The sequence below is a fragment of the Enterocloster aldenensis genome, assembly GCF_003434055.1.
GTDB lineage: Bacteria > Bacillota > Clostridia > Lachnospirales > Lachnospiraceae > Enterocloster > Enterocloster aldenensis.
This window is the reverse complement of the sequence record NZ_QVEX01000001.1, coordinates 41173-66672: the sequence shown is the minus strand read 5'-3', so window position 1 is coordinate 66672 and position 25500 is coordinate 41173. Positions and strand designations below refer to the sequence as shown.

Here is a 25500-nt window from a genome sequence, read left to right as displayed (position 1 = left end):
GCCGCCTGCGGCCTCTGTTTCATATGTAACTGTCAGATGACCTTACTCTACGGTTGTAGTTGTAAGGAACTGGAACCTGCCATCCTTGATGGTCTTGATGAAAGCGATATCCTTGTTGGCATCACCTGTCTCATTAAAGGTAATGCTTCCGGTCACGCCGTCAATCTGGACGCCCTTAAGCGCATCGCGGATAGCGGTGGTGTCCGTGGAATTGGCTGTCTCAATGGCCTTGATGGCTGCCAGGTAGGAATCATAGCCCAGTGCGGATACGGCCGGGATGATGTCTTCCTGTTTGTTCTTTACCAGATATTCCTTAAAGCCCTTGATGAAGGCAGCAGCCTCGTCATTGGCCGGTTCAGCCTCGTCAAAGAAGGTGGAAAGCACAACGCCCTCGGCGTCCTTGCCTGCGTTCTCGATGATGGTGGAATTCTCCCAGGTATCGCCTGCCGCGATGGTTGCCGTAATGCCAAGCTCCCTTGCCTGCTTGATGATAAGCGGGGCAGTGGTGATGGAGGATGGGGCAAAGATGATGTCAGGGTTGGCTGCCTTGATATTGGTCAGGATTGCCTTGAAGTCAGTCTGGTTGGTCTGGAACTGCTCTTCGCTTACAATCTCCCCGCCTAATTTGGCAAATGCATCCTTAAAGAAGGAACCAAGGCCTGAGGAATAGTCATCGCCCAGCTGTGTGATGACGGCAGCGCTCTTTGCACCGTTCTGGAATGCATAGTTAGCCATAACCGTGCCCTGGAAGGGATCGATGAAGCATACACGGAAATAATAATCATTGCCCTCGGTTACCTGTGGGTTGGTACAGGAGCAGCCAATGGCCGGGATCTTGGCGTCTGCGAATATCTGTCCGGCTGCAATGGATACGCCTGAGCCGTAGCTTCCAAGGACAACGCTTACCTTTTCACTTACCAGCTTCTGCGCGGCGTTGACAGCCTCTGTCTTATCGGACTTGTTGTCAACCTCTACCAGTTCTACCTGATATTCCTCGCCGTTGATTGTTACGGTCGGGTGCATCTCCCTGGCATACCGGATACCAAGTACTTCCTGGAAGCCGCCGCCCCCGTTCTCGCCTGTGGTCGGCTCAAACACGCCGATTTTGATGACTTTTTCTTCTGTTTTCTTGCCGCAGCCCGCAAGGGAACCGGCAACAAGACATGCGGCCATGGTCACGGCCATGATTTTCCTGATTCTCATACTACAATCCTCCTCATTTCATGAATAATCCACTGATTCCAAATCCACTGTGCAAGGTGTGTTCATCTCACAAAGACAACTGTCCTCAATGGGAAAACAATGAGTATATTATAACAGATATTACGAAAATTTCAAGAAAAAATCAGAAATACTTTAATTTTTACTGTTTTTTAACCGGCCTGAGTGCTTGGGCAGTTCTTTATAGTGCTGTTTATAGGCCCTGAGAAATGTGGAATAGTTCCGGAACCCGGACAGGAAACAGCTCTCGGTTGCGCTTTTGCCCTGCGCAAGCAGGTCGCGGGCCCGCAGCAGGCGTTTTTCCGTAATGTAGTTTCCGATGGTGTAACCGGTTTCTTCCTTAAACATCCGCATCATGTGGTAGGGGCTGAGGCAGCAGCCGGCAGAAAGGGTTTGGATACTCAGGTCCTGGTCCAGGTGCCCATTAATATAGGATATAAGTCCTGATACGTGATAGTTCAGTGTGCCGGTTGGGATGTACTGGGCATTGGCGTCCATGGACGCCCGTCCCAGCTCCACCAGGAACTCAAGGCACAGTAAACGGCAGTACAGGGGGCCTGCAAATTCTTCCTCCTGCCAGTTCTGGGCCCGCTCCAGCCTGCGCAGGAGGGACAGCATGGGATGCCGGATATCCTCCTTTAGCCGCAGCACATTGGAATGGCGGTAGGCCGCGGTGGAAAAACAGCTGTCCAGGGAAGCCCCATGTTCGCCGTACCGTTCCAGAAAGTCCGGGGAAAGGTACAGGACCAGGCGTTCATAGGGGGATGCGAAATCCACCTGAGGGCGGTGGATCTGTCCGCGGTCCACCAACACGATGTCCCCGGGACAGAGGGAATAGGAACGGCCTTCAATTGTATAAATTACATTTCCTTCCAGATGCACCAGGATTTTGAGGAAATCATGATAGTGGAAATTATAGGTGCGCTGCAGTCTGTCTTTGATGTGGAACAAATGGAAGTCGCCTTCCAGATAACCCTGCTTCTGGGTGTCAGGGGAGCTGTCGCTTATATACATGGATGTTCCTCCTTTCGGGAAGCACTTTATGGATACTGTCCTGCAGGAACCGTCCTGCAGAAACCGTCTTACAGGAACAGTATATACGAATAATAGCATTATTTGCAATATAAAGCAGCATTATATCTATATTATTATTAAAAAATGCCTGATAAAATATAAAATAAAATGTTAAAGCAAAGTGTTAAAGCAGAATGATAAAACAGGATGTTAAGCGGAATGCCAGGAAAATATGGAGGATATGGATATGAGGCTAATAGTGGAGAAATATCATGGACTGGGCAACGACTATCTGGTTTATGACCCGAATAAGAATAAGATGGAACTGAACCCTGCCAATGTACAGCTGATGTGCAACCGGAATTTTGGCGTTGGGGCGGACGGCGTGCTGGAAGGGCCTGTAATCAGTGAGGACAGGATTTCCATGGTGGTGTGGAATCCGGACGGCAGCATTGCGGAGAAAAGCGGCAACGGGGTCAGGATATTTGCAAAGTACCTGAAGGACGCGGGATATGTGCAGAAGAAGGACTTCACCATATATTCCAGCGGCGGCGAGGCTGCAATCCACTACCTGAACGAGGAAGGGACCCGGCTGAAGGCATCCATGGGCAGGGCCTCTTTCTGGAGCAGCGATGTGCCGGTGGAAGGCCCGCGCAGGGAAATCATCAATGAGACAATGGTATTTGGAAGGATTCCTTATCCGGTGACCTGTCTGTCCGTAGGCAACCCACACTGTGTCATCCTTATGGATGAGATATCAAAGGACCTGGTGTGCAGGATCGGGAAATATTCAGAGAGCGCAAGGCAGTTCCCGGAGAAGATTAATACACAGATCATGAAGGTGTTAGACCGGACCCATATCCAGACCGAGGTTTACGAGAGAGGGGCCGGATATACCCTTGCCTCCGGCAGCGGGTGCTGTGCGGCAGCGGCAGCGGCTTACCGCCTGGGACTGACAGATCCAAAGATGGTGGTCCAGATGCCCGGCGGCACATTGGAGATTGAGATTGATGAACAGGGCGTTGTGCACATGACCGGCGATGTGGGGTATGTGGGCACCATGAAATTAGGTAATCATTTCACAGAACAACTTCGCGCTTTAAAGTGATATTGGTGAAAAACACGAAATCGTTAATTCGCATTGACAAATAAAAATTCTGTTGATATATTTTTGGTAGAGTGAGGCGGGAGCGTCCCAGGGCGCCCCTGCTTTTCCTATTTCACGGATTCACATTGTTGGTATAGCAGTTTGCGAGAGAGGGAGAATAGAGATGAGCAAATACAGTAAGGACGACATTATCCGCATGGCCGAGGAAGAGGATGTGGAGTTTATACGCCTTCAGTTCACGGATATTTTTGGCATGCTTAAGAATGTGGCCATTACCTCCAGCCAGCTGGATAAGGCGCTGGATAACCGCTGCATGTTTGACGGCTCCGCCATTGAAGGGTTTGTAAGGATTGACGAGTCCGATATGTACCTGTATCCGGACCTGGATACGTTTGAGATATTCCCGTGGAGGCCCCAGCAGGGCAAGGTGGCAAGGCTGGTCTGCGATGTGTATAATCCGGACGGGACCGCATTTACAGGAGATCCCAGGAATGTGTTAAAGCGGGCGGTCAGAAAGGCCTCTGACATGGGTTATGTATTTAATGTAGGGCCTGAGTGCGAGTTTTTCCTTTTCCACACGGATGAGGAGGGAAGGCCCACCACCAATACCCATGAGACAGCCGGTTATTTTGATGTATCCCCCATTGACCTGGCTGAAAATGTACGCCGGGATATCGTGCTCAACCTGGAGGATATGGGATTTGAGATTGAGGCCAGCCATCATGAGATTGCCCCGGCCCAGCATGAGATTGATTTCCAGTACACGGATGCCTTAAGGGCGGCGGACAATATCATAACCTTTAAGATGGCGGCCAAGACCATTGCCAAGCGCCATGGCCTTCATGCCACCTTCATGCCAAAGCCAAAGGAGGGAATCAATGGTTCAGGCATGCATATCAATATGTCCCTGTCGGACGGGACCGGGAAGAACCTGTTTGCAGATGACTCAGACCCTTTGAAGCTGAGCCGTACAGCCTATTATTTCATGGCAGGTATCCTTCACCATATGAAGCCCATGACCATCCTTACCAACCCGCTTGTGAATTCCTACAAGCGCCTGATACCGGGGTACGATGCGCCCATCTATATAGCCTGGTCGTCCACCTCCAACCGCAGTTCCCTAATCCGCATACCGTCGCCCAGGGGGGAGAGCACCAGGATTGAACTGCGCTGTCCGGACCCGGCCATGAATCCCTACCTGGCCCTGGCAGCATGCCTGAGAGCCGGCCTGGACGGGATTGAGAAGCAGATGGAGCTGCCGGAGTGCGTGGAAGGCAACATGTTTACCATGGGGCCGGAGGATATGAAGTCCAGGAATGTGGAGCGCATACCGGAGACCCTGGGGGATGCCATCGAGGCATTTGACGGAGACTGGTTTATGAAGGATGTATTGGGGGACCATATCTATACCAAATATCTGGAAGCAAAGGAAAAGGAGTGGCGCGATTTCAGGGCTCAGGTCACTGACTGGGAAGTAAGCGAATATCTTTATAAATATTGAAGCCGGTACTGTAATCAGGTTCCGGTCCAAAGGCTTGCTTGGAGGTGAGGCATGTGACTAATATTATCGTAGCGTTCTCCAAACCGGAGGATGGAAAGAACATAAAAGGGATTCTGGTGCGTAACGGCTATCAGGTGGTCGCTGTCTGCACATCCGGTTCACTGGCGCTGTCAGCGGCGGAAGGGGTTGGCAGCGGCATCGTGGTGAGCGGCTACCGGTTTGAGGATATGCTGTACGACGAACTGCGCCAGTATCTGCCGGCTGCATTTGATATGCTGCTTATCTCCTCGCCCAGCCGGCTGGGAGGCCAGGCCCCGGGCAATGTAATCTGCCTTCCCATGCCCCTTAAGGTCCATGACCTTATAAGCACCCTGGAAATGATGGTGCAGGCGCAGGTCCGGATCCGCCGGAAGATGAAAAGCCGGCCCAGGGAGCGCAGCAGCGAGGAACGCAGGCTGATTGACGAGGCAAAGGCGCTGCTGATGGAGCGCAATAATATGACAGAGTCAGAGGCTCACAGGTATATACAGAAGTGCAGTATGGACAGCGGCACCAATCTGGTGGAAACGGCCCAGATGGTCATCAGTTTAATTCATGTGTGAGGTGTGGGAATGAAGTTTACAAAGATGCAGGGGATTGGCAATGATTATGTGTATGTGGACTGTTTCAAGGAACAGGTAAAGGAACCGGGAAAGGTATCCAGGTTCATAAGCGACCGTCATTTCGGAATCGGGGCGGACGGCCTTATCCTTATCTGTCCCTCAGGGAAGGCGGACTGCAGGATGGAAATGTACAATGCGGACGGTTCCCAGGGATCCATGTGCGGCAATGGGGTGCGGTGTGTTGGCAAGTACGCTTACGACCACGGCCTGGTGCCGGCTGACCGGAGGAACATGACCGTGGAGACGCTGGGCGGGATTAAGACCCTTGAACTGGATGTAAGGGACGGGAAGGCTGTATTGATAACCGTGGACATGGGAGAGGGGACCCTGACTTCCAGGCTTCCTGAGGATATACAGGTGGATGGGGAGGACTATCGGTTTGTGGGCATTGACGTGGGCAATCCCCATGCAGTGTATTATATGGACGGCATTGACGGGCTGGACCTGGAACGGATCGGACCTGCCTTTGAATACCATCAGCGGTTTTCACCAGACCGGGTGAACACGGAGTTCATAGAGGTGGTGGACCGGACACATCTCAATATGAGGGTCTGGGAGCGGGGCAGCGGGGAGACCTGGGCCTGCGGCACAGGCGCCACGGCCAGCGTGCTGGCGTCCATCCTCATGGGGTATGTGGATGATGAGGCGGAGGTTTCCCTGCGCGGGGGAAAGCTTATGATACGTCTGGACCGTGCCACGGGCCACCTTTTTATGACAGGACCTGCGGTGGAAGTATTTAACGGAACTATTGACATACCGCAGGAAATATATTATGATTGACAAGGTGACTTTAATTATTTAACACTTTAAATTATATGTAATCTAATACACTCTCAGGGACCATGGCACGAAGATGTGCGGTTTGTCTCTGTACAGGCCCTGTGATGGTGGTTATTTGCTGTCCTTTCAGTCCTGTGCGGAGCCGGACGGGTTTCCTGGGAGCGTTTACGTTTATGGAAGGTGATTGTTGCGCCGGGGCCTGGTTTCAGGCATGCAGGGCAGGATATCTTCCGGAGAGGACAGGAGGAACGCATGTTTAAAATCAATGAGAATTATTTAAAACTGCCGGGCAGTTATCTCTTCTCAACCATTGGGAAAAAGGTGGCGGCGTACCAGCAGGCCAATCCTGACAAGGCAGTGATCCGCCTGGGAATCGGTGATGTGACCCTGCCCATTGCCCCGGCGGTTGTGGAGGCCATCCAAAAAGCGGCAGGGGAAATGGGGCAGGCGGAGACATTCCACGGTTATGCCCCGGATTTGGGTTATCCCTTCCTTCGGCAGGTTATTGTGGAAAAGGACTACAGGGCCTGGGGATGCCCGGTGGAGGCAGATGAGGTTTTTGTTTCTGACGGGGCCAAAAGCGACTGCGGCAATATCCAGGAGATTTTCAGCGGGGACAGCAGGATTGCGGTGTGCGACCCCGTGTACCCGGTCTATGTGGATTCCAATGTGATGGCAGGTCGTACCGGTGAATACGATGAGGGCACCGGGATGTGGAGCAGGGTGATATACATGCCCTGTACGGAGGCAAATGGGTTTTCCCCGGAACTTCCAAAAGAAACGCCGGACCTGATTTACCTGTGCAATCCCAACAACCCGACCGGGACAACCCTTAACAGGGAACAGCTTAAGCGGTGGGTGGATTATGCGAACCAGGCAGGGGCCGTCATTCTTTATGATGCTGCCTACGAGGCGTATATCTCAGAACCAGATGTGCCCCACAGTATTTTTGAGATAGAAGGGGCCAGGACCTGCGCCATTGAGTTCCGTTCATTTTCTAAAAAGGCAGGTTTTACAGGCGTCCGCCTTGGATTTACCGTGGTGCCCAAGGACCTGAAATGCGGTGACGTGTCCCTTCATTCCCTGTGGGCCCGCCGCCATGGGACCAAGTTCAACGGGGCGCCCTATATTGAACAGAGGGCGGGAGAGGCAGTGTATTCAGAGGAAGGGAACCGGCAGGTCATGGATCAGGTTGCCTATTACATGAAGAATGCTGGGACCATCCGCGAAGGGCTTAAGGAGGCTGGATACAGCGTATACGGGGGCGTGAATTCGCCTTACATCTGGCTTAAGACAGAAAAGGGCATGACCAGTTGGGAATTCTTTGACTATCTTCTGGAAAAGGCCAATGTGGTGGGAACCCCTGGCAGCGGCTTTGGGCCAAGCGGAGAGGGATATTTCCGTCTTACGGCATTTGGAACTTATGAAAATACAGTAAGGGCAGTGGAAAGGCTAAAGTCCCTCAGACAATAACGCTGCCAAGGGAGGAACATAAGAGTATGGATGATATTGACCGCAAGATACTGAAACTTCTGCAGGCCAATGCAAGGATGTCCCTTAAGACCATTGCAGAAAACACCTTCCTTTCATCGCCGGCCGTGTCCGCCAGGATTGAACGGCTGGAGAAGGAAGGGATCATAACCGGATACCATGCCATGGTTGACCCCATGAAGCTGGGGTATCATATCCTGGCCTTTATTAACCTGGACGTGGTTCCGGAGGATAAGCCCAAGTTTTACGCGTATGCGAAGGAAGTGCCCAATGTGCTGGAGTGCAGCTGTGTCACAGGGGATTTTTCCATGCTGATGAAAGTAGCCTTCCAGAGCACCATGGAGCTGGATATGTTCATTGGACAGCTTCAGAAGTTCGGTAAGACAAGCACGCAGATTGTATTTTCCACCCACGTCGGCCCAAGGGGTGTGGATGTGGACGAAATTTAGTGTCAACATTTGTCTCACTTTCACATATGGTATAGTGTAGAGATACATGTGAAGGAGAGTCTGATATGGCAGACATTAAGAGAGTGATTATCGATGCCGGCCACGGCGGTGAAGAACCCGGCGCCATGTATGATGGGCGGCGGGAAAAAGACGATGCCCTGCGGCTGGCTCTTGCAATAGGACAGATTTTGGAAAAGAATGGGGTGGATGTGGTTTATACAAGGACCACGGATGTGTTTGACACGCCTCTTGAAAAGGCGCAGATTGCCAACAATTCCGGCGCTGATTATTTTGTCTCCATCCACCGCAACGCCATGCCCGTGCCCGGTACGGGAAGCGGGGCAATGGTCCTGGTATATGAGGACGCAGGCGTCCCGGCCATGTTGGCTGAGAATATCCAGCGCAATCTGGTACAGACCGGCTTTAACGACCTGGGAATCCAGGAACGTCCGGGTCTTATCGTGCTCAGGCGGACCCAGATGCCTGCTGTTCTGGTGGAGGCAGGATTTATCGATAATCCGGCGGACAACAAATTTTTTGATGAAAATTTTGACGCCATTGCCCAGGCAATCGCGGACGGGGTCCTGGAGACCATCCGGCAGCAGGAGCAGCAGCGTCCGGAATATTATCAGGTCCAGGTAGGCGCGTTTAGCACCAGGATGCCTGCGGACCGTCTGGTAAGGGAACTCCAGGCCAAGGGACTGCCTGCGTTCATTGTGTATGACGATGGGCTTTATAAGGTAAGGGTAGGCGCGTTCCTGAACATGGATTATGCGGTGCGCATGGAGCGGACCCTTCGTAACCTGGGGTATCCTACGGTGCTTGTGAAGGAGCGGGCGGTGTACTGATCCAATCAGACTGCCCTGCGCCGGAGGTGTTTCTGTGGAGGTGGTGCCGCACTGCACCGATATATGGAACGGAAGGTGAATAGGAAGGAGAACGGGTACCGCGGAGTGCGGAACCTGTTCTCCTGTTTTGGTGAAAGAATAGGCTTATGTTTTGGCATCCCGGGAAATCTGCCGGGGATTTATTTTTTCCTCTAGCTAGTGGAAAAAGACAGCTTGTTGAACACCGTGATATTTTCTATAATTGTGATATCAATTAACAAACGGTCAGGCCTGCCGTCAATGAAAAGGAAAGAGGAGCATGGTATGGACAAGAAAATCACAATCAGAGAAAGCTTTCGGCTGGGAAAAGGCTGGTATTTGATGTTGTTTGCCATTCTGGCAATGTTTGTAAGCAATGCAGGAGTTAACGATGGGTTAAATGTGGCGCTCCCCGCAATATCAGAGGGGGCGGGGCTGGACTATGAGGTCTGCCTCAGTATGGGAACAGTGGCTGGTTTTGCAGGCGTGGCAGCCATGCTTTTAATCGCCAAGCTCCGTGACCGGTTTGGCGGCCGCATGATGGCGGCAGCGCTGTTCATTATTAACGGACTGACATTTTATTTTTTATTCTTAAGGGCCACCAGCATATTCATGTATGGACTCTCACAGTGCATCATGGTCAGCTGCGGCCAGGGAACCTTTTATCTTTGCACCGGCCCCATGCAGTCAACATGGTTTCCTAGAAAACGCGGTGTGGTAAATGGCATATCCACCATTGGCTCCAACCTGGCTACGGCATTACTCGTGCCTATCATGACCACCCTGATCAGCACCTTTGGTGATTACAGGACTGGCCTTTCAGTATTTGCAATGGCCTCCATTGCACTGGGCATATTTGCCTTTTTATGTTTGAGGGATGACCCAAAGGATGCCGGAATGTACCCGGATAATGTATCGGAAGAGGAGTACAACAGGGATTATAAAAATGAAGAAAAGGACGGTTATGTCAGTGACTGGACTGCAGGCCGTATGCTGAAAACAAAGGAAGTATGGATTGCGGCCATTGTCCCCGGCTTTATCACCATCGGACTTTTAGGCATCATCACCCAGTTTGTGAACAGGAATATTTCTGTGGGCCTTACACAGCAGCAGGCAGTGGGGGCAATGACAATCTGCGGCATATTGGGGATTGTGGGAAGCTATCTGGTGGGATATATTGATACAAAGATTGGTACAAAGAAGACATGTATGCTGTATTGCGCTTATTTTGCATTTGGCATACTCTGCAACCTTCTCTCAACGTTCTGGCTTCCGCTGGTTTACGTATCCATTTTTGTTGTGGGCACATCCCTTGGCGGGTGCACCAATATGACCCTGTCTTATCCTGCTTCTCTTTTCGGGGTACTGGATTATCCGAAGGTAAACGGATTCATATTCCCTATCTGCTACTGTATCGGATGTCTTAACTTTGTGGTAAATGCAGTTGCACTTAAGATAACAGGTTCGCTTACAGGCGCGTATATCGTGTATCTGGGCCTGTTCATCCTGAATGTCATCATTGTGGCATTGACTGAATCAGGAAAATGGGATAAGAACCTGCATCCTGAACTGTTCCATCAGAAATAGTCATATTGAAAGACCGCTGGTCATAGTGCTTACGCCGTTCTAAACGGCGGGTAAGACATGGCCGGCGGCCTTTTTATGTTATTTTGTATACCCTGCAGAGTAATATTCCTCCACCTCTTCCCTGGTTCTCAGGTTCCGTATCTCTTCCTCGCTGTAGTGTTCCTGATATAAGGTCTGAAGCAGGCGGAATATAAGGTTCACATCCTCCCTTGTAAAACAGGCCATGATTATGAGCCGGATTTTATGGGATTTCCACAACAGCCGGTGTTCCATCAAAGCAACACCCAGCTGGGTTTTTTTGGAAGGTGACAAAGAGTAAAGGAGCAGTATCCCTGGCTTTAAGGCAAAGCCTGAAATGGATTCCCTGTGAAGTATTTCCTCTGGAAAGGACGGGGATACAATCCCTTCCCTCAGAAAGTCCCCTGCCATCAGTTCAATCAGTGAAACAGGACTGTGGCTGCCAAGTCCTGTATGCCAGTAAGCAGTCCTTAAAAGGTGGGGAAACGCAGGGACATGTGCCGGGCAGATCCTGAGGAAACGCATGCTGCTGATATAGCATTCAATGTTCAGATAGTCATTGGGGGCCATATATGAGGAGATACGGATGGTGGTGGTATCTTCATGGCAGGTAATGGGCTTTCTGACAGTTGTCAGCACAAGGTCCGTGTCCTCAAACGAAAAGGAACTTTTCGCATTGACCGGCAGCAGGGCGGTGATTTCCAGGTAATTGCCGAAGGCCCCCAGGACTTTCCGCTTCAGGGCCCAGGTGGCAGGCAGGTTTAAGTGGGAGCAGATAACTGTTTTAAGCTTCTGCTCAGGATGCTGGGTGCTGAGGAACTCAATGGCTCCGGAAAGGCAGAGGGCAAGGTATAAGAGCTCGGTGCGGTCCGGATAACTCCCAAGATACTTAAGCGCCAGCGGCTGGAACAGGCAGGCCAGTTCATACTCAATGAGAAGGTTGCTTCGTATCAGGTCCGGGTTTTCCTGGTCATTGAATATGTGTCCGGGTATCTTCAGGCAGCGGATATATTGCAAAAGGGTGATATAGAAATCTTCATCCTCACTTAGGTTAATTCCAAAGATGTCCTTTATATGCTCCAGATATTCATGGGCCATTTGAAGGACATCAGGTTCAAAATATTCCGCAACGGTTTTAAAATTCAGAAGGGATGCGTCCATTAAATGACCGGCAGCAATGATTTCATATATCCTGTCCCGCTCATGGGGCGGGAAAGAGGTTTTCAGTATGGATTCAAGGGAATCCAGCATAACCTCACAGGCCCTGTCCGCAGCCGCATTTGAGCGCGCCGCAGGCTGGTCCGCAGGCAGCCCATGCCCATTTGCCAGACGGTGGTACATGATGGCAATGGCCAGATTCAGGGTTACAAGATTGGTGTCCTCCATCTGAAGCCCCTGCTGTTTCAGGTGGTCTGAAACCTCGGATGTTATGAGGTCCAGCATACGTTCATCCAGGAAGTCATAACCATAGTAGGCATTTCCCTTGTTGTTATAATCCCAGTCCTTGTGAAACAGCTGGTTCAGGATATCACGTCGTTTCCGTTCATCTGCCTCAAACCAGATTTGATTCCGGGACTGGAACAGCTGGATATGGGGCGGTGACATGACATGCTGGCGTTTCAGCTGGTGCAGGTCATGGTCAAGGGTGGTGCGGCTTACATACATTTCGTCCTCCAGGTCATACAGATCCAGAGGGGAATCAGCCAGGCACAGCCGAAGGGTCAGAAAGCGGACCCGGTCCTCTTTTGTAAGGAATACCCGGTCTATCTTGTTAAGTTCTGCCAGGGCGGCAGGGTTCCCGGCATCCAGGTAATAACCCTTGCTGTGTTCGGATACAATCCGGATGTCAGAATGGTTTAGCTGCTGGTTTATCTCTGATATATCCGTACGGATTGTTTTTGATGATACTTCCAGGTGCTTTGAAAGCTCCGAGCCAGTGATGAACCCGGTGTGGTTCTGGAGAAAATGCAGGATTTTCCTCTGGCGGAGGGTTAGATTATCAGCGCTCATCTTCCTTGTCCTTTCCGCGTGCTGCTGCTCTGGCCTGTCTGCGGTCCATTTGCTTCACAGGCTTCATTGTATCAGAAAATATTTCCTCTTTAAAGAGGAAAAAGTGAATTTGAGGGAAGCCGGCATTTGTATTAGCATAAAGGAGTAAACAATGTTAAATGAAATCAACCCAAATAAATCTTGAGGAGGATATGGAAATGAAATATGAAAACATTAGGAAACAGGTTCTGGAAGCTATCCTGGATGCAGTTGACCAGGGACTTATTAAGGGGACTTCAGGCAACATCGCCCTGAGGGATGATGAGGACGATGTGGTGGCGATTACCCCCAGCGGTATCTCCTACAAACATATGACGGCTGACCAGATTGCCATTGTGGATCTGAACGGAAAATGGCTGGACGGTCCTTTTAAACCATCATCAGAGGTGCCCATGCATACCGCAGTCATGCGTGCAAGGAAGGATGTGAAAGCAACCGTACATACACATGGTATGTTTGCCACAATTGCAGCCATGTACGGTGAGCTGCTGCCAACCACGCCGCCGCAGGCAGAGTTTGTACCGGTGGGGATTGTACCGTTCACAATGCCGGGTTCAGATGAGGTGGCTGACCGGGTAGTTGAGGCCTTAGGGGAAACGGGACGGGCTGTATTAATTAAAAACCATGGTCTGTTCTGCTGCGGCAAGGATATGAAGGCAGCCATGTCTGCAACCGTCTATACGGAGGAAATGGCCCAGACCTCCTACTATGCCAAGGCAGCCGGCGTGTTCCAGCCCATGCCCGAGGAAGCGGTAAGAAAGATGAAGGAGTTGATTGCGGCAGACCAGGCAGTTTAAGGACAGGGAGGAAGACAAAATGGCATATCGGTTCTATGTAAACAGTGACATTGTATTTGGACGGGATTCTGTCAAAGAACTTCCGGGAATCTTAAAGGGATATGGCGCAAAAAAAGTCATGGTTGTGTATGATGCAGGCGTGAAGGCGGCAGGCATTGCAGAACAGGTCTTAGCCATGGTGGAAGAAACCAGTATCCCTTATGTTGTATTTGACGGTGTCATCCCCAATCCTACCAACGAAGTGGTGGAGGAGGCGGCCGGGCTGGCCAGGTGTAATGGAGTGGACGCATTTGTTGCAGTGGGCGGAGGAAGCAGTATTGACCTGGCTAAGGCCATTGATGTGCTGATGACGAATCCCGGATCCATTGGCGATTATGCGGGAATTGGCAAAGTTAGGCATCCGCTGTTTCCCCTGGTGGCCATCCCTACCACAGCCGGAACTTCCAGTGAAATCACCAATGTGAGTGCGCTGACAGATACCCAAAAGGTTGTAAAGTATGTGGTGATTGATGATAAACTGGTTCCTTCCAAGGTTATCATTGATCCGGAATTTACCAGGACCGTGCCGGCCTCCGTGACAGCTGCCACAGGGCTGGATGCAATCACACATGCAGTGGAGAGCTATATTTCAAATAGGTCCAATCCGCTGACGGAGTACAATTCCATAAAAGGATTGGAAATCCTGTACCGGAATATTACAAGAGCCGTAACGGATGGAGCAGATATGGAGGCCAGGGAACAGATGATGCTGGGATGCGTCATTACAGGCTTTGGGTTCTCCAATGCCAACCTGGGCCTGGTACATGCCATTGCCCATACACTGAGCGCCCATTTCCATCTTGCCCATGGAATGGCCAATGCGGCAGTCCTGCCCTATGTGATGGAATTTAACGCAGATGGGTGTCCGGAAAAAATGGCGGAGCTGGCAAGGGCCATTGGCCTGACAATGTCAGGAAATATGGAGGATGACAAATATCTGCTTGCAGGCGAACTGTTACATCTGGTTCAGAAGCTGGGGATAAAGACATTGTCAGAACAGGGCATTACGGAGCAGGATTTAGATATGCTGGCAGAGGAAGCCATGCGCGAACCCGTATTAGGGTTTAATCCCCGGCAGGATGTGGGGAAGGAAGACATACTGGCAATCCTGCGAAAAGCATTTTAAACAGTAGAAAGGAAAGGGGAAGGGGATTGAACAGGATAGAAAAAGTAAAGATATATTGTTCCATTGCCAGCGTTTCCTTTATCCAGGGACTACAGTTCAGTGTCTCTCCTGTGCTGGGGCAGATCAGCCGGCATTATCCGGCCGTGGATATCAGCCTGGTACAGATGCTGATTACAGGACCTGCGCTGACTGCAATGGTATTCTCATTGATATCCGGCTGGCTTGCAGTGAAAATCAGCATGAAGAAGCTGCTGGTATCCGGAAGTTTCCTGGCAGGGGCGGCCGGCATCACCCCCTTTTTGTGTGATAGCTTTCCTCTGCTGTTTGCCTGCAGGATGATATACGGTATAAGCCTTGGGCTGGCGCTCGCCCTTAACACCGCAGTGGTTGCCCGTTTTTTTGAGGGTGATGAGCGTGTCTCTGCCATGGGAATCCAGGCAGCCAGCATCGGAGGAGGGATGGTGGTGGTTTCTGCTGTTGGAGGCGCCCTTGGAAGCCTGGACTTTCGTTTGTCTTATCTTGTGAATATAATTGGATTTATTTCCATGATCGTGCTGGCAGCTTTCCTGCCGGAAACCAATCCGGGAGAAGCGTACAGGGAGAAAACAGGCAGGATACCCGGGGACGGTACAAAATCCATCAGACTCAACCGGTCAGTGTTCATGATATGCCTTCTGGGGATGCTGGAATTCCTATTCCTGATTTCCTTTACCACCAATATCGCAATGCATATGAGTGGAGGACTGGCAGGTAACAGCAGTGCGTCAGGCAGCATTACAGGAATCTTTTCAGGGACACAGATCATTGTGGGTCTTGTACTGGGCAGGATTACACGTCTTATCAAAAAAGCAGCCCTGCCTGCTGCCATGGTGAGTTTTACAGTGGGAAGCCTGATTTTGGCAGCATTTCCGTCCGACTATCTGATGCTGGCGGTTGGGGCTGTGTTCTGCGGCATATCCCAGGGTATATTTGTCCCAACAGCAATGGTTGAGGTGTCAGGCGCGGTCCTGCCTGCTGCAACAGCCATGGCAGCAGCATGTTACGGATGTGCCCAATGCATAGGGCAGTTTATATCGCCCGTGGTATTGAATGCGGTTTCTTTTGCTGTTTTTAAATCTGTGACAACCACACATGTGTATGTGGCTGCAGCGGTGGGGATGTTCCTGGCAGCAGTCCTTGCAGGATTTGTGAAGATGGGAACACATGCATGTTTTGAACATGCAGATAAAATCAAATTAGGAGAGTGATTAGAATGAAGAGGAAAATGGCATTATGTACACCAATCCCGGAAAAATTCATGGGATTCATCAATGAGCAATGTGACATTACTGTCTGCGGTGAATTAAAGCATGGAAAAGGAAATGTGGCAGAGGAACAGACAAGAAAAGAGTGCATGGGTCATGAACTGGTAGTACTGGGTGACGAATATGCGGGAGCAGGGACCATCAAGGCCTGGGCTGATTCAGGCATGAAGTTTATGGGAGTGGCCAAAGGCACCCCGGCAACCGTGGATTACCGCGCGATTGAAGAGGCAGGACTGGAGCTTTCCTATACGCCGGGCAGGAACCGTGTGGCGGTGGCTGAGTTTAATATCGGCCTGATGATATGTGCTGCAAGAAAAATCTGTCTTGCCGGTACAGGACTGCAAAAAGGAGAACATCTGGGGCAGGCGGTCCAGGATATATATGATGTTCCGGATGTGAAGAATGTTGTATGGGGCCCCCTGGATGAGAACCATCCGTTTACGGATTATGGGATTGGATTTGAGTTATATGGTAAAAAATTAGGCATTGCAGGTTATGGTGCCATTGGACGGGAGGTTGCGGTACGGGCCAGGGCCTTTGGTATGGAGATACTTGCCTACGATCCTTACATGCCGGCTGAGCGCATCGAAGCAGACGGCTCCAGGGCAGTGGATCTTGCGACCATGCTTTCTGAAAGTGATATGGTCAGTATCCATCTGCCTGTACTTGAGTCAACCAGGGGAATTGTTAACAAAGACTGGTTTTCCAGGATGAAGCCCACAGCCTATCTGATTAATACGGCCAGGGCGGCTGTAATTGACCAGAAGGACCTGGTGGAGGCCCTGCAGGCAGGAACCATCGGAGGTGCCGCCCTTGACGTATACTGGCAGGAACCAATCCCGGCCAACCATCCTCTTCTTTCCATGAGGAACGTGGTGCTGACTCCCCATATGGCGGGGCTGACCACGGATGTGGATAATTGGTCCGGTACCATGATGGGAGAAGAAATTATAGCATATATAAAGGGTGAGCCAAGAAAATATATCTGGAAGGTTAAAAAGTAAGGAGGGCATATGGGGGAGACATGTTTCAGGAAAGGTGAAAGGTTTCCATCCCTTTTTTCACCGCTTAGAATTGGTAATATAAGATTGAAGAACAGAATCATAGCAGCGCCGACCAGTCCCAGCATGATTACGACGCAAGGCCACTTTACCCCGGAGATGATTGCTTATCTGGAAGAAAAGGCCATGGGCGGCGCAGGGGTTGTGACATATGGGGAGGCCATTGTCCATTCGGCAACCGGAAAATCCCATAACAAGCAGCTTCAGCTGGATTCCTATGGTGTGAAGCAGGGCATGGCAGAGGCTGCAAGGGCTATCCATAACGCAGGCGCATATGCTAACATCCAGCTGTCCCACGGCGGAATGTACGGCGGACTTGCCAGCGTGGGAGGGGAACATGATACATGCGAGGTGGCTTACGGACCCAGCGATATCATGATGCCGGCAGGGCCTGTGAAGTCCATGCCAAAAGAAATAATCATGGAGATTGTAAAAGCCTACGGTACAGGGGCAAAGCTGTGCAAAGACTGCGGCTTTGACATGGTGCAGGTACATGCGGCCCATGGCTGGCTGTTCAGCCAGTTCCTTTCTCCGGTATTGAACCAGAGGACGGATGAGTTTGGGGGTTCTTTGGAAAACAGGGCCAGATTCCTGTGCATGGCACTTGATTCGGTGCGGGAAAGTGTTGGGCCGGGATTCCCCATTGAACTGCGGCTGAACGGTGATGACATGACCGGTTCAGGCATCGGCCTGGAGGAGTATATTAAGGTGGCATGTATGGTGGAACCCAAGGTGGATCTGTTTAATATTTCCTGTGGGAACCATGAGGATCCGGCCATGTTCTGCCGGACCCATCCATCGGCATTTTATCCCAGAGGGGTCAATGTATATCTGGCCGCGGAAATCAAGAAGCATGTGAAAAAGCCGGTTGCCTGTGTTGGTTCCCTGAATGACCCGGGACAGATGGAGGAAATCATTGCTTCCGGCCAGGCAGATATTGTGGAAATCGGCCGCGCCCTTTTGGCTGACCCGTATCTGCCAAAGAAAGCGCTGGAAGGCAATGAAGAAGATATCACGCCCTGTCTGCGATGCTACGAATGTTTTGGTGAGACAGGTAAAAGCGAGACAGTCAAATGTACGGTAAATCCCACCATGGGGCAGCAGCTGGCCTGCAAATTCCCCTTGCCGCGGCCAGGAAAGAAAAAAAGGGTGCTGGTAGCGGGCGGGGGTCCTGCGGGAATGGAAGCAGCAATTACGGCAGCTGGGCGGGGACATATGGTAACATTGGTAGAGAAGGCAGGACGCCTGGGCGGGAACCTGCATCCTGCTGCAGCGCCATTCTTTAAAAAGGACATTGAAAAACTCTGCCATGTCCTGGAGTCCAGGGTGAAGGCAGCCGGTGTAGAAGTTGTGCTGGATACCGAAGTGACTGCGGATTATATAAAGGTAATGGCGCCGGATGCCCTTTTTGTGGCCATTGGTTCCAATGAACTGAAACCGCCGATAAAAGGGATGGATGGCAGCAATGTAATCATGGCAGTTGAAGCAGAACTCCATCCTGAAAAGCTTGGAAAGAAAATAGCCATTATGGGCGGAGGCCTGGTGGGGGCTGAAGCAGCTATATCCTTTGCCCATGAAGGCAGGCAGTGTTCTATTATAGAGATGAAGCAGGAGGTTGCGCCGGAAGTCAACTCATTTTACCGGGGCGGACTCATGCCGCAGGTGGAAAAGGCGGCAGATATCTATGTAAATACAAAGGTAAAGGAAATCGTACCGGAAGGTGTGGTATGTGAAACCGATGGTACTGTTTTTACAGTGGAAGCTGACAGTGTGGTCTGTGCATTGGGCTTTAGGGCGCCATATGACAAGGTGGATGCCCTGTGCGCACTGGTCGATGAGTATTATATTGTGGGTGACTGCAGTCAGGTTGGCATGATTTACCATGCAATCAATCAGGCTTATTATGCAGCGCTTAGGGTATAAGGGATGTCGTAATACCGAAAGGGGGCTTAGGATATGAACAAAGTAGAAAATTATCTGCTGGGAATGGATTGCGGAACAACCAATATTAAGGCTGTCATCATTGGCGAAGACGGAACAGTGGCAGCAGAAGCTTCAAGGCCCAATTGTTTTATCTGTCCCGGACCAGGTATGCAGGAGCAGGATGCAGGCCGGTGGTGGGAAAACAGCGTGGAGATATTCCGCGCCCTGTGCGAAGAGGCGGGTATGGAGGTTGTAAGGCGGATCAGGGGAATCGGAATCAGTTCCCATACGGTCACCATGCTCCCGGTGGATAAAGACGGCGTTCCCTTAAGGAATGCATTGACCTATCAGGATACCCGTTCTGGCGGGGAACTGGACTGTATAGTGGATACCATTGGATGGGAGCGTTTTGTGAATATGGTGGGAGGAAGGCCGGGGGCAGGATTCCTGCCAAGCAAGATACTCTGGTTTAAAAAGAATGAACCGGAGCTGTTTGCCAGGACATCCTCCTTCATGCAGGCCAGTTCCTATATTAATTTTAAGCTCACAGGAAAAAGGACGATTGATATTGACCAGGCAGCACGTACGCAATGTCTGGATATAAGCACCATGGACTGGGCATCCGAGATTGGAGACGTCATAGGCGTTGACCTGGATTCGGTCATGCCGCCGTTAAAGCTGGTTAATGAAATCATTGGTTTTGTGACAGATGAAGCGGCAGATGCGACAGGCCTTGTAAGCGGGATACCTGTGATAGCCGGATGTTCCGATGCCATGGCATCCATGTACGCCATGGGGATGAGCCGGCTGGGGGAGGCCGGGGAATCCTCGGGTACCAGTTCCCTGGTATTTGTGGGAAGCGATGTGAAGAGCGCGCCGGATCTTCCGGTTGTGACCAAGCCCTGTGCCATTACAGGCATGCCATGGGTATTTGACGCTCCTATTACCACCACGGGCCTGGCGCTTAACTGGTATATTGAAACCATGGCGGCAGAGGAACGCGCTGCTGCAAAGGAGCAGGGAAAGGATATATATACCTACCTGAACGAGCTGGCCCTGGAAGCAGATCCTGGCTCAGGAGGTCTGTTGTTTTATCCCTATCTCATGGGGGAGCGGGCGCCAATCTGGAAGGATTATGCCAGGAGTATGTTTATCGGCATGTCCATTTCCACCACGCGCGCGGAGATGGCGCGGTCTGTATTTGAAGGGACAGCATTTGCACTGCGTCATGTGATTGAGACAATCGGTAAAGCAGGCGCGGGCGCAGGGATGCTGCGTATTACAGGAGGCGGGGCAAAAAGCCGGACATGGTCACGGATTAAAGCAGCCGTACTGGACATGCCTGTATATGTGCTGGATGAGAGGTCAGGTAATGTGCCGGTTGGCGATGCTCTAATTGCAGGGCATAAGCTGGGCGTATTTCCTGATCTGTCAGAGGCCGCAGAGCGGCTGGTTAAAATTGATGAGGTGATTGAACCGGATCAGGAATGGGTGGATCGGTACGAAAAGATTTATCCGTTTTATAAAGAAATATTCCTCCATTTAGACCAGGACCTAAGGAGGCTGCGTACCGTGGTGGAACGCCTGGACATGTGAATGGTACTGGGTGGATGGGGCAGGACAGTAAAAGCAGGAAGCTTATCATGGTATGGATAAGCCCTGCTTTTTTACTTTATGGGGATTGCCCCTGCATATCCAATGACCATTGTGCAATTTGATGCCAAAAGCCCCCCTGGACAGCGGAATATAGATAAAAATTGACATGGGGATTTTTGTGTGATATTTTGAATGATGCCACGTGTTGTGTGGATAATGCAATTTACAGATGGGGTGAACCTGTTGGGAAAGGAGAGGGATTATATGAAGATTAAGGAAATCAACACGTATTTTGTCCGTCCGCGCTGGGGATTTGTGGAAATTATCACGGACCAAGGGTTAAGCGGCTGGGGAGAGGCTGTGCTGGAGGGACATGCAGGCACGGTGCTGGCCTGTGTGCATGAGATGGAGGATTATCTGATTGGGGCTGACCCGGCCCATATTGAGGATATCTGGACCGTCCTGTACCGGGCCGGCTTTTACCGGGGAGGAGGCGTGATGATGAGCGCTATTTCCGGTATTGACCAGGCCCTGTGGGATATCAAGGGCAAATATTTTAATGCGCCGGTCCATGAACTGATGGGCGGGAGCTGCAGGAATAAGATGCGTGTATATTCCTGGATTGGCGGCGACCGGCCAACGGATGTGGGGGCGGCGGCCAGGGAGAAGATGGAGGCGGGCTTCACGGCAGTGAAGATGAATGCCACGGAGGAACTGCAGTTCATTGACAGCTATGATAAGATTGACGCGGTACTGGAACGGGTGGATGCAATCCGTTTAAGCTGCGGGAAGGATTTTGGCATTGCCATTGATTTCCACGGCCGGGTGCACAGGCCCATGGCTAAAATCCTGGCTAAGAAGCTGGAGGCTTACGACCCCATGTTCATCGAGGAGCCGGTGCTCTGCGAGAACATGGAATGCTTCCGCGAGATTGCAGCTGCCTGCCAGATTCCCATTGCCACAGGAGAGAGGCTGTATTCCAAATGGGATTTCAAGCGCCTGTTCCAGATGGGCGGCGTGGATATCATCCAGCCTGACCTGTCCCATGCAGGGGGCATCACAGAGGTAAAAAAGATTGCATCCATGGCGGAAGCCCATGATGTGGCCCTGGCACCCCACTGTCCATTGGGTCCCATTGCCCTCAGCTCCTGCCTGCAGGTGGACGCCACCTGCTACAATGCGGTCATCCAGGAACAGAGCATGGGAATCCACTACAATGTGGGCAGGAGCGTGCTGGATTATGTGGATAATCCGGAGGATTTCCGGTTTGTGGACGGTTATGTCAAGCTTCCCACAAAGCCGGGACTTGGCGTTGAGGTCAATAAGGAACTGGTCCTTGAGGAGAACCGGACGCCCCATAACTGGAAGAACCCGGTCTGGAGGCATGAGGATGGCTCCGTGGCTGAGTGGTGACGGGGAACAGGACATGAAGGGTATATTACATATCTGGAAAAGACAGACATTTGCCAGGCAGCTTACCATGGTGTTCATGGGGGTATTCCTGTTCCAGATGGTCATTGTACAGGGACTCAGCAGTTCCTATATGCGCAGGTTCATGAAGGAGAAGATAGAGGAATCCTACCAGAACTCCCTGCGCCAGACCACCCTGAACCTGGACACCTCCCTAAAAGGCTACAAGAAGGCCATTGACGAGCTGTTCCGGGACACGGATTTCATAATGGCGGTAAATGCACTGAACAGCATGAATGATGAGAATGAGTGGAAGATAAAGTCAGAGCTGGATAAAACCATGAAGGAGTTCCTCACCTACCGTTCCGAGGTGCGCAGCATGTCCATCCGCACCATATCGGACATAAGCTATGGCTATGACCGCCAGGAAGTGGAACTGCTGAATCCCAAGATATCCAGCCTGCACCAGAGGTATTTCAGCCAGGGGATTTTTGAGGACAACGGCGGCCTTAAGGGGAAATGGATGCCCACCCAGTATCTGGACCGGAAGGGGACGCGGGAGTACTATGTGTATTCCTACGGAAAGCAGATCATGGACTATTATACCAACCGCCAGGTGGGGACGGGGATAATCAGCATTGAGGAAAATGTGTTAAGCGAGATATGCGCCAACGGCCAGGTGAGCGGGGACAGGGACATCAATTACCTGCTGATTACGGATGCTGACGGCAGGATTATTTCCCACTATGATAAAGAAGTCATAGGCAGTTTTGTGGACGGGTACTTTGAGGAGGAAGACAGGATGGATCCGGACAGCCCGCATATGGTGCTTATGGAGGAGGTCCCGTCCACCGGATGGAGGATGTACAGCGTGCTGGATGAGAATTATGTGTATCACAGGCTGTACGAAATCCAGAAGACCGTGCTGGCTGTTTCATTCCTGCTGGCGCTGGCCGTACTGGGGGCAGTACTGTACGTGTCAAAGAAAATGTCCAAATACATTACGGATATCGTCAACACGATGAATAAGGTCCAGGGCGGCAAACTGAACGCAAAGGTGGGAATCCACAGGGATGAGAAAAATGAGATCAGCCAGATTGCCACCCATTTCAACATCATGATGAACACGGTCAATGAACAGATGCAGATGGTGAAGGAGTCAGGTATCAGGGAGAAGGAGGCGGAAATCAGGGCGCTGGAAGCCCAGATTAACCCGCATTTCATCTACAATACCCTGGATTCCATTAACTGGCTGGCCATTGAGAACGACCAGAAGGAAATCAGCAGTATGCTGAGCAAATTTGCCCAGATACTCCGCTACCAGATCCAGAAGAGCAACCAGATTGTCATGATTTCCGAGGAACTTTCCTATCTGGAGCGGTATTTATACCTTCAGAAGGTACGTTTCATGGACAGTTTTGAGTATGTGATAGAGTGCCAGGAGTCGGTGAAGACCTGCAAGATCCATAAGATGATATTCCAGCCGTTCATTGAGAACGCCATCCTTCACGGGATGGCGGATGTGGAGCACGGAGGCCTGCTCAAGGTCCAGATACGGGAACAGGATGAGGAACGCCTGGCCTTCATTGTCAGCGACAATGGACAGGGGATGTCCAAGGAACAGATGGAAGCTATTTTTGTCCGGAGGATGAATGCAGGGAATTCCATCGGCGTCCTCAACGTGCTGGCAAGGCTGGATTTATATTATGGGTCCGCCTACTCCATCCATGTGGATAGCAGCGAGGGGAAAGGCACTACCATTGAAACCGTGATACCCAGGCAATGCATGAGGTCAGATCAGGAGGAGATTCGTGAAAATACTGATAGTGGAAGATGAATGGAAGACATTAAAAGGATTATCAAACCTGATTGCGGAGCTGGGAGGGGAGTATGAGATTGCCGGCCAGGCCAGAAGCGGGGAAGAGGGGATCCGTATGGCCATGGAACTGCGCCCGGACATCATCATTACGGATATCCGGATGAACGGCATGACGGGGCTGGAGATGATGAAAGCGCTGAATGAGGAGAAACTGGCCTGCCGTTATATCATACTCAGCGGTTATGCGGAGTTCCAGTACGCCAAAGAAGCCATCAGCCTGGGCAGCATGGATTATCTGCTGAAGCCGATTACAAAGGAAATACTGGAGGAATCCCTGCGCAAGGTCAGGACAGCCATTGAGGAGGAGGCGCAGAACATCAGGACCTCATCCATGGACATGGAGCAGATCCTGGAGCGGGCGCTGTTCATGCAGGGATTCTCAGGGTCCAAATTCGAGGCGGAATGGAAGAAACGGTTCAAATCCCGGGACATGAACTTCCTTCTCCTCATACGGGGAGAGAACCGGGTGGTACAGGCCGACTGGGAGCGGATCGTGGCAGAACTGGGACAGGCGCTGCCGGGAATTGAATCCTGCGTGTGCAGGGAGGCGCGGCACAAGGAAAATTATATCCTGCTCCATGGATATGAGGAGGGGATGAATGAGAGGCTGAACCCGGCAGTAAGGCGGTGCAGGGAACAGGTTAACCCTTATCTGGTTTTTGCCGGAACCTGCCTTAAGGGGTCGGATGAGATAAAGGCAAAGAGGGAGCGGCTCCTGGATATGACCAACTGGAACCTTTCCGTGGGGGAACCGGCGGTTCTCACAGAGGAGGTGATAAACCGGATTGAGACACAGAAATTCAGCTATCCCTCGGAACTTGAGAGGAAGATCATTACCTGCATCAATGAGGGGGATATATCGCCGGTGGAAGGTTGCCTGGAAGAATTCCTTCAGTATCTCAAGCAGAAGGTTTATTCCTACACCGATATCCGGGAAGCCCTTATCTGCCTGACGGCCGCTGTCCTGTATGCCATACGCAAGGCCAGCTATGGGCTGTATGAGAATATAAGCAACCTGAATATCCTGGAATGGGTCAGGGACAGCCTGTTTTTGGAACATTATCCCCAGCTTATCCTGAACGTGCTGATGCAGTATGAGCAGTATACCAGGAATCTCAGGTCGGGCAACCACCCGATCATCAACCAGGTGCTTAAAATCATGGACAGGGAATATAAAAGCGACCTGCCCCTGGATGAGATGGCGCAGCGCATGAATGTGACCCCGGAATACCTGAGCACCCTGTTCATGAAGGAACTGGGAATCAAGTATACCACCTACCGGGCCCAGATACGCATCGATGTGGCCAAACGCCTGCTCAGTGAGGGAAAGCTTAAGATTTATGAGGTGGCCGAGGCCAGCGGTTTTCCGGATGTGAAATATTTCACAAAAGTATTTAAGAAATATACGGGGGTGAGTCCGGGGGAATATATCCGGACAAATGGGAAAAATCAGTTTAAGAATTGACACTTTTATTAAAACAGTCAAATTTACGGTGTGTGGATTACATGGTATGCTTATCTCATCAAATGAGATGGCTCTTGTTGTTAGGAACATGCATCCTGGGAATGGAAAAGACCTGTCTTGTGGCAGGTCTTTTTATTGGGGAAATCCCCTGGGG

20 protein-coding genes are annotated in these 25500 nt (G+C 51.1%); 17 read left to right on the top strand and 3 right to left on the bottom strand.

Annotation, left to right across the window (positions count from 1 at the left end; all coding sequences use genetic code 11):
- Positions 1-42 precede the first annotated feature (42 nt).
- Both DWX59_RS00255 and DWX59_RS00250 read right to left on the bottom strand, forming a co-directional pair.
- Entirely contained in the window at positions 43-1203 is a 1161-nt protein-coding gene (locus tag DWX59_RS00255; RefSeq protein WP_117555313.1) for an ABC transporter substrate-binding protein, read from the bottom strand.
- Positions 1204-1356: 153 nt separating this feature from the next.
- Positions 1357-2235, bottom strand: coding sequence for a helix-turn-helix domain-containing protein (locus tag DWX59_RS00250; protein ID WP_117555312.1), 879 nt, complete (start codon positions 2233-2235; stop codon positions 1357-1359).
- A 247-nt stretch (positions 2236-2482) separates the two neighbouring features.
- Here DWX59_RS00250 and dapF (DWX59_RS00245) point away from each other — a divergent pair, with 247 nt between their 5' ends.
- From dapF (DWX59_RS00245) to DWX59_RS00210, 8 genes are all read left to right on the top strand, one after another.
- Entirely contained in the window at positions 2483-3343 is an 861-nt protein-coding gene (gene dapF, locus DWX59_RS00245) for a diaminopimelate epimerase (RefSeq protein ID WP_117555311.1), read from the top strand.
- A gap of 163 nt (positions 3344-3506) precedes the next feature.
- Positions 3507-4844, top strand: a complete 1338-nt coding sequence (glnA, locus tag DWX59_RS00240; RefSeq protein ID WP_117555310.1) for a type I glutamate--ammonia ligase — start codon at positions 3507-3509, stop codon at positions 4842-4844.
- 53 nt (positions 4845-4897) lie between these two features.
- A complete protein-coding gene (locus DWX59_RS00235) occupies positions 4898-5446 on the top strand; it encodes an ANTAR domain-containing response regulator (protein ID WP_117555309.1) in 549 nt (182 codons plus the stop codon).
- Between the two features lie 9 nt (positions 5447-5455).
- Positions 5456-6286 (top strand): diaminopimelate epimerase, encoded by an 831-nt coding sequence (dapF, locus tag DWX59_RS00230; protein ID WP_117555308.1) that lies wholly within the window; start codon positions 5456-5458, stop codon positions 6284-6286.
- Positions 6287-6538: 252 nt separating this feature from the next.
- Complete coding sequence (locus DWX59_RS00225; protein WP_117555307.1) at positions 6539-7759, top strand: LL-diaminopimelate aminotransferase; 1221 nt, start codon at positions 6539-6541, stop codon at positions 7757-7759.
- Positions 7760-7785: 26 nt separating this feature from the next.
- Entirely contained in the window at positions 7786-8226 is a 441-nt protein-coding gene (locus DWX59_RS00220) for an Lrp/AsnC family transcriptional regulator (RefSeq protein ID WP_008718351.1), read from the top strand.
- A gap of 65 nt (positions 8227-8291) precedes the next feature.
- Entirely contained in the window at positions 8292-9074 is a 783-nt protein-coding gene (locus tag DWX59_RS00215) for an N-acetylmuramoyl-L-alanine amidase (protein ID WP_117555306.1), read from the top strand.
- Between the two features lie 279 nt (positions 9075-9353).
- Complete coding sequence (locus tag DWX59_RS00210; protein ID WP_235844826.1) at positions 9354-10679, top strand: MFS transporter; 1326 nt, start codon at positions 9354-9356, stop codon at positions 10677-10679.
- A 78-nt stretch (positions 10680-10757) separates the two neighbouring features.
- On the opposite strand, the gene DWX59_RS00205 is transcribed toward DWX59_RS00210, so the two are convergent.
- Positions 10758-12707, bottom strand: coding sequence for a BglG family transcription antiterminator (locus tag DWX59_RS00205; protein WP_117555304.1), 1950 nt, complete (start codon positions 12705-12707; stop codon positions 10758-10760).
- 197 nt (positions 12708-12904) lie between these two features.
- Here DWX59_RS00205 and DWX59_RS00200 point away from each other — a divergent pair, with 197 nt between their 5' ends.
- The 9 genes from DWX59_RS00200 to DWX59_RS00160 all read left to right on the top strand — a co-directional run bounded on the left by DWX59_RS00200 (position 12905) and on the right by DWX59_RS00160 (position 25346).
- Positions 12905-13543: a class II aldolase/adducin family protein gene (locus DWX59_RS00200; RefSeq protein WP_117555303.1), complete on the top strand. Its 639-nt coding sequence runs from the start codon at positions 12905-12907 to the stop codon at positions 13541-13543.
- A gap of 19 nt (positions 13544-13562) precedes the next feature.
- Positions 13563-14708 carry an iron-containing alcohol dehydrogenase family protein gene (locus tag DWX59_RS00195; RefSeq protein ID WP_117557107.1) on the top strand — a complete coding sequence of 382 codons (1146 nt, stop codon included), beginning with the start codon at positions 13563-13565 and terminating at the stop codon, positions 14706-14708.
- Positions 14709-14734: 26 nt separating this feature from the next.
- The gene (locus tag DWX59_RS00190) at positions 14735-15955 is read left to right on the top strand and encodes an MFS transporter (RefSeq protein WP_117555302.1); all 1221 of its coding nucleotides are present in this window, start codon (positions 14735-14737) and stop codon (positions 15953-15955) included.
- Positions 15956-15960: 5 nt separating this feature from the next.
- Complete coding sequence (locus tag DWX59_RS00185; protein WP_165642290.1) at positions 15961-17016, top strand: NAD(P)-dependent oxidoreductase; 1056 nt, start codon at positions 15961-15963, stop codon at positions 17014-17016.
- 9 nt (positions 17017-17025) lie between these two features.
- The gene (locus DWX59_RS00180) at positions 17026-18996 is read left to right on the top strand and encodes an oxidoreductase (RefSeq protein WP_117555301.1); all 1971 of its coding nucleotides are present in this window, start codon (positions 17026-17028) and stop codon (positions 18994-18996) included.
- Positions 18997-19029: 33 nt separating this feature from the next.
- Complete coding sequence (locus tag DWX59_RS00175; protein ID WP_117555300.1) at positions 19030-20592, top strand: xylulokinase; 1563 nt, start codon at positions 19030-19032, stop codon at positions 20590-20592.
- A 216-nt stretch (positions 20593-20808) separates the two neighbouring features.
- Entirely contained in the window at positions 20809-22005 is a 1197-nt protein-coding gene (gene dgoD, locus DWX59_RS00170; protein ID WP_459208978.1) for a galactonate dehydratase, read from the top strand.
- Positions 21983-23839 carry a cache domain-containing sensor histidine kinase gene (locus tag DWX59_RS00165; protein WP_227116629.1) on the top strand — a complete coding sequence of 619 codons (1857 nt, stop codon included), beginning with the start codon at positions 21983-21985 and terminating at the stop codon, positions 23837-23839. Before dgoD ends, DWX59_RS00165 begins: the two co-directional genes overlap by 23 nt.
- Positions 23814-25346 carry a response regulator transcription factor gene (locus DWX59_RS00160; RefSeq protein WP_117555298.1) on the top strand — a complete coding sequence of 511 codons (1533 nt, stop codon included), beginning with the start codon at positions 23814-23816 and terminating at the stop codon, positions 25344-25346. Before DWX59_RS00165 ends, DWX59_RS00160 begins: the two co-directional genes overlap by 26 nt.
- The last annotated feature ends 154 nt before the right edge of the window (positions 25347-25500 follow it).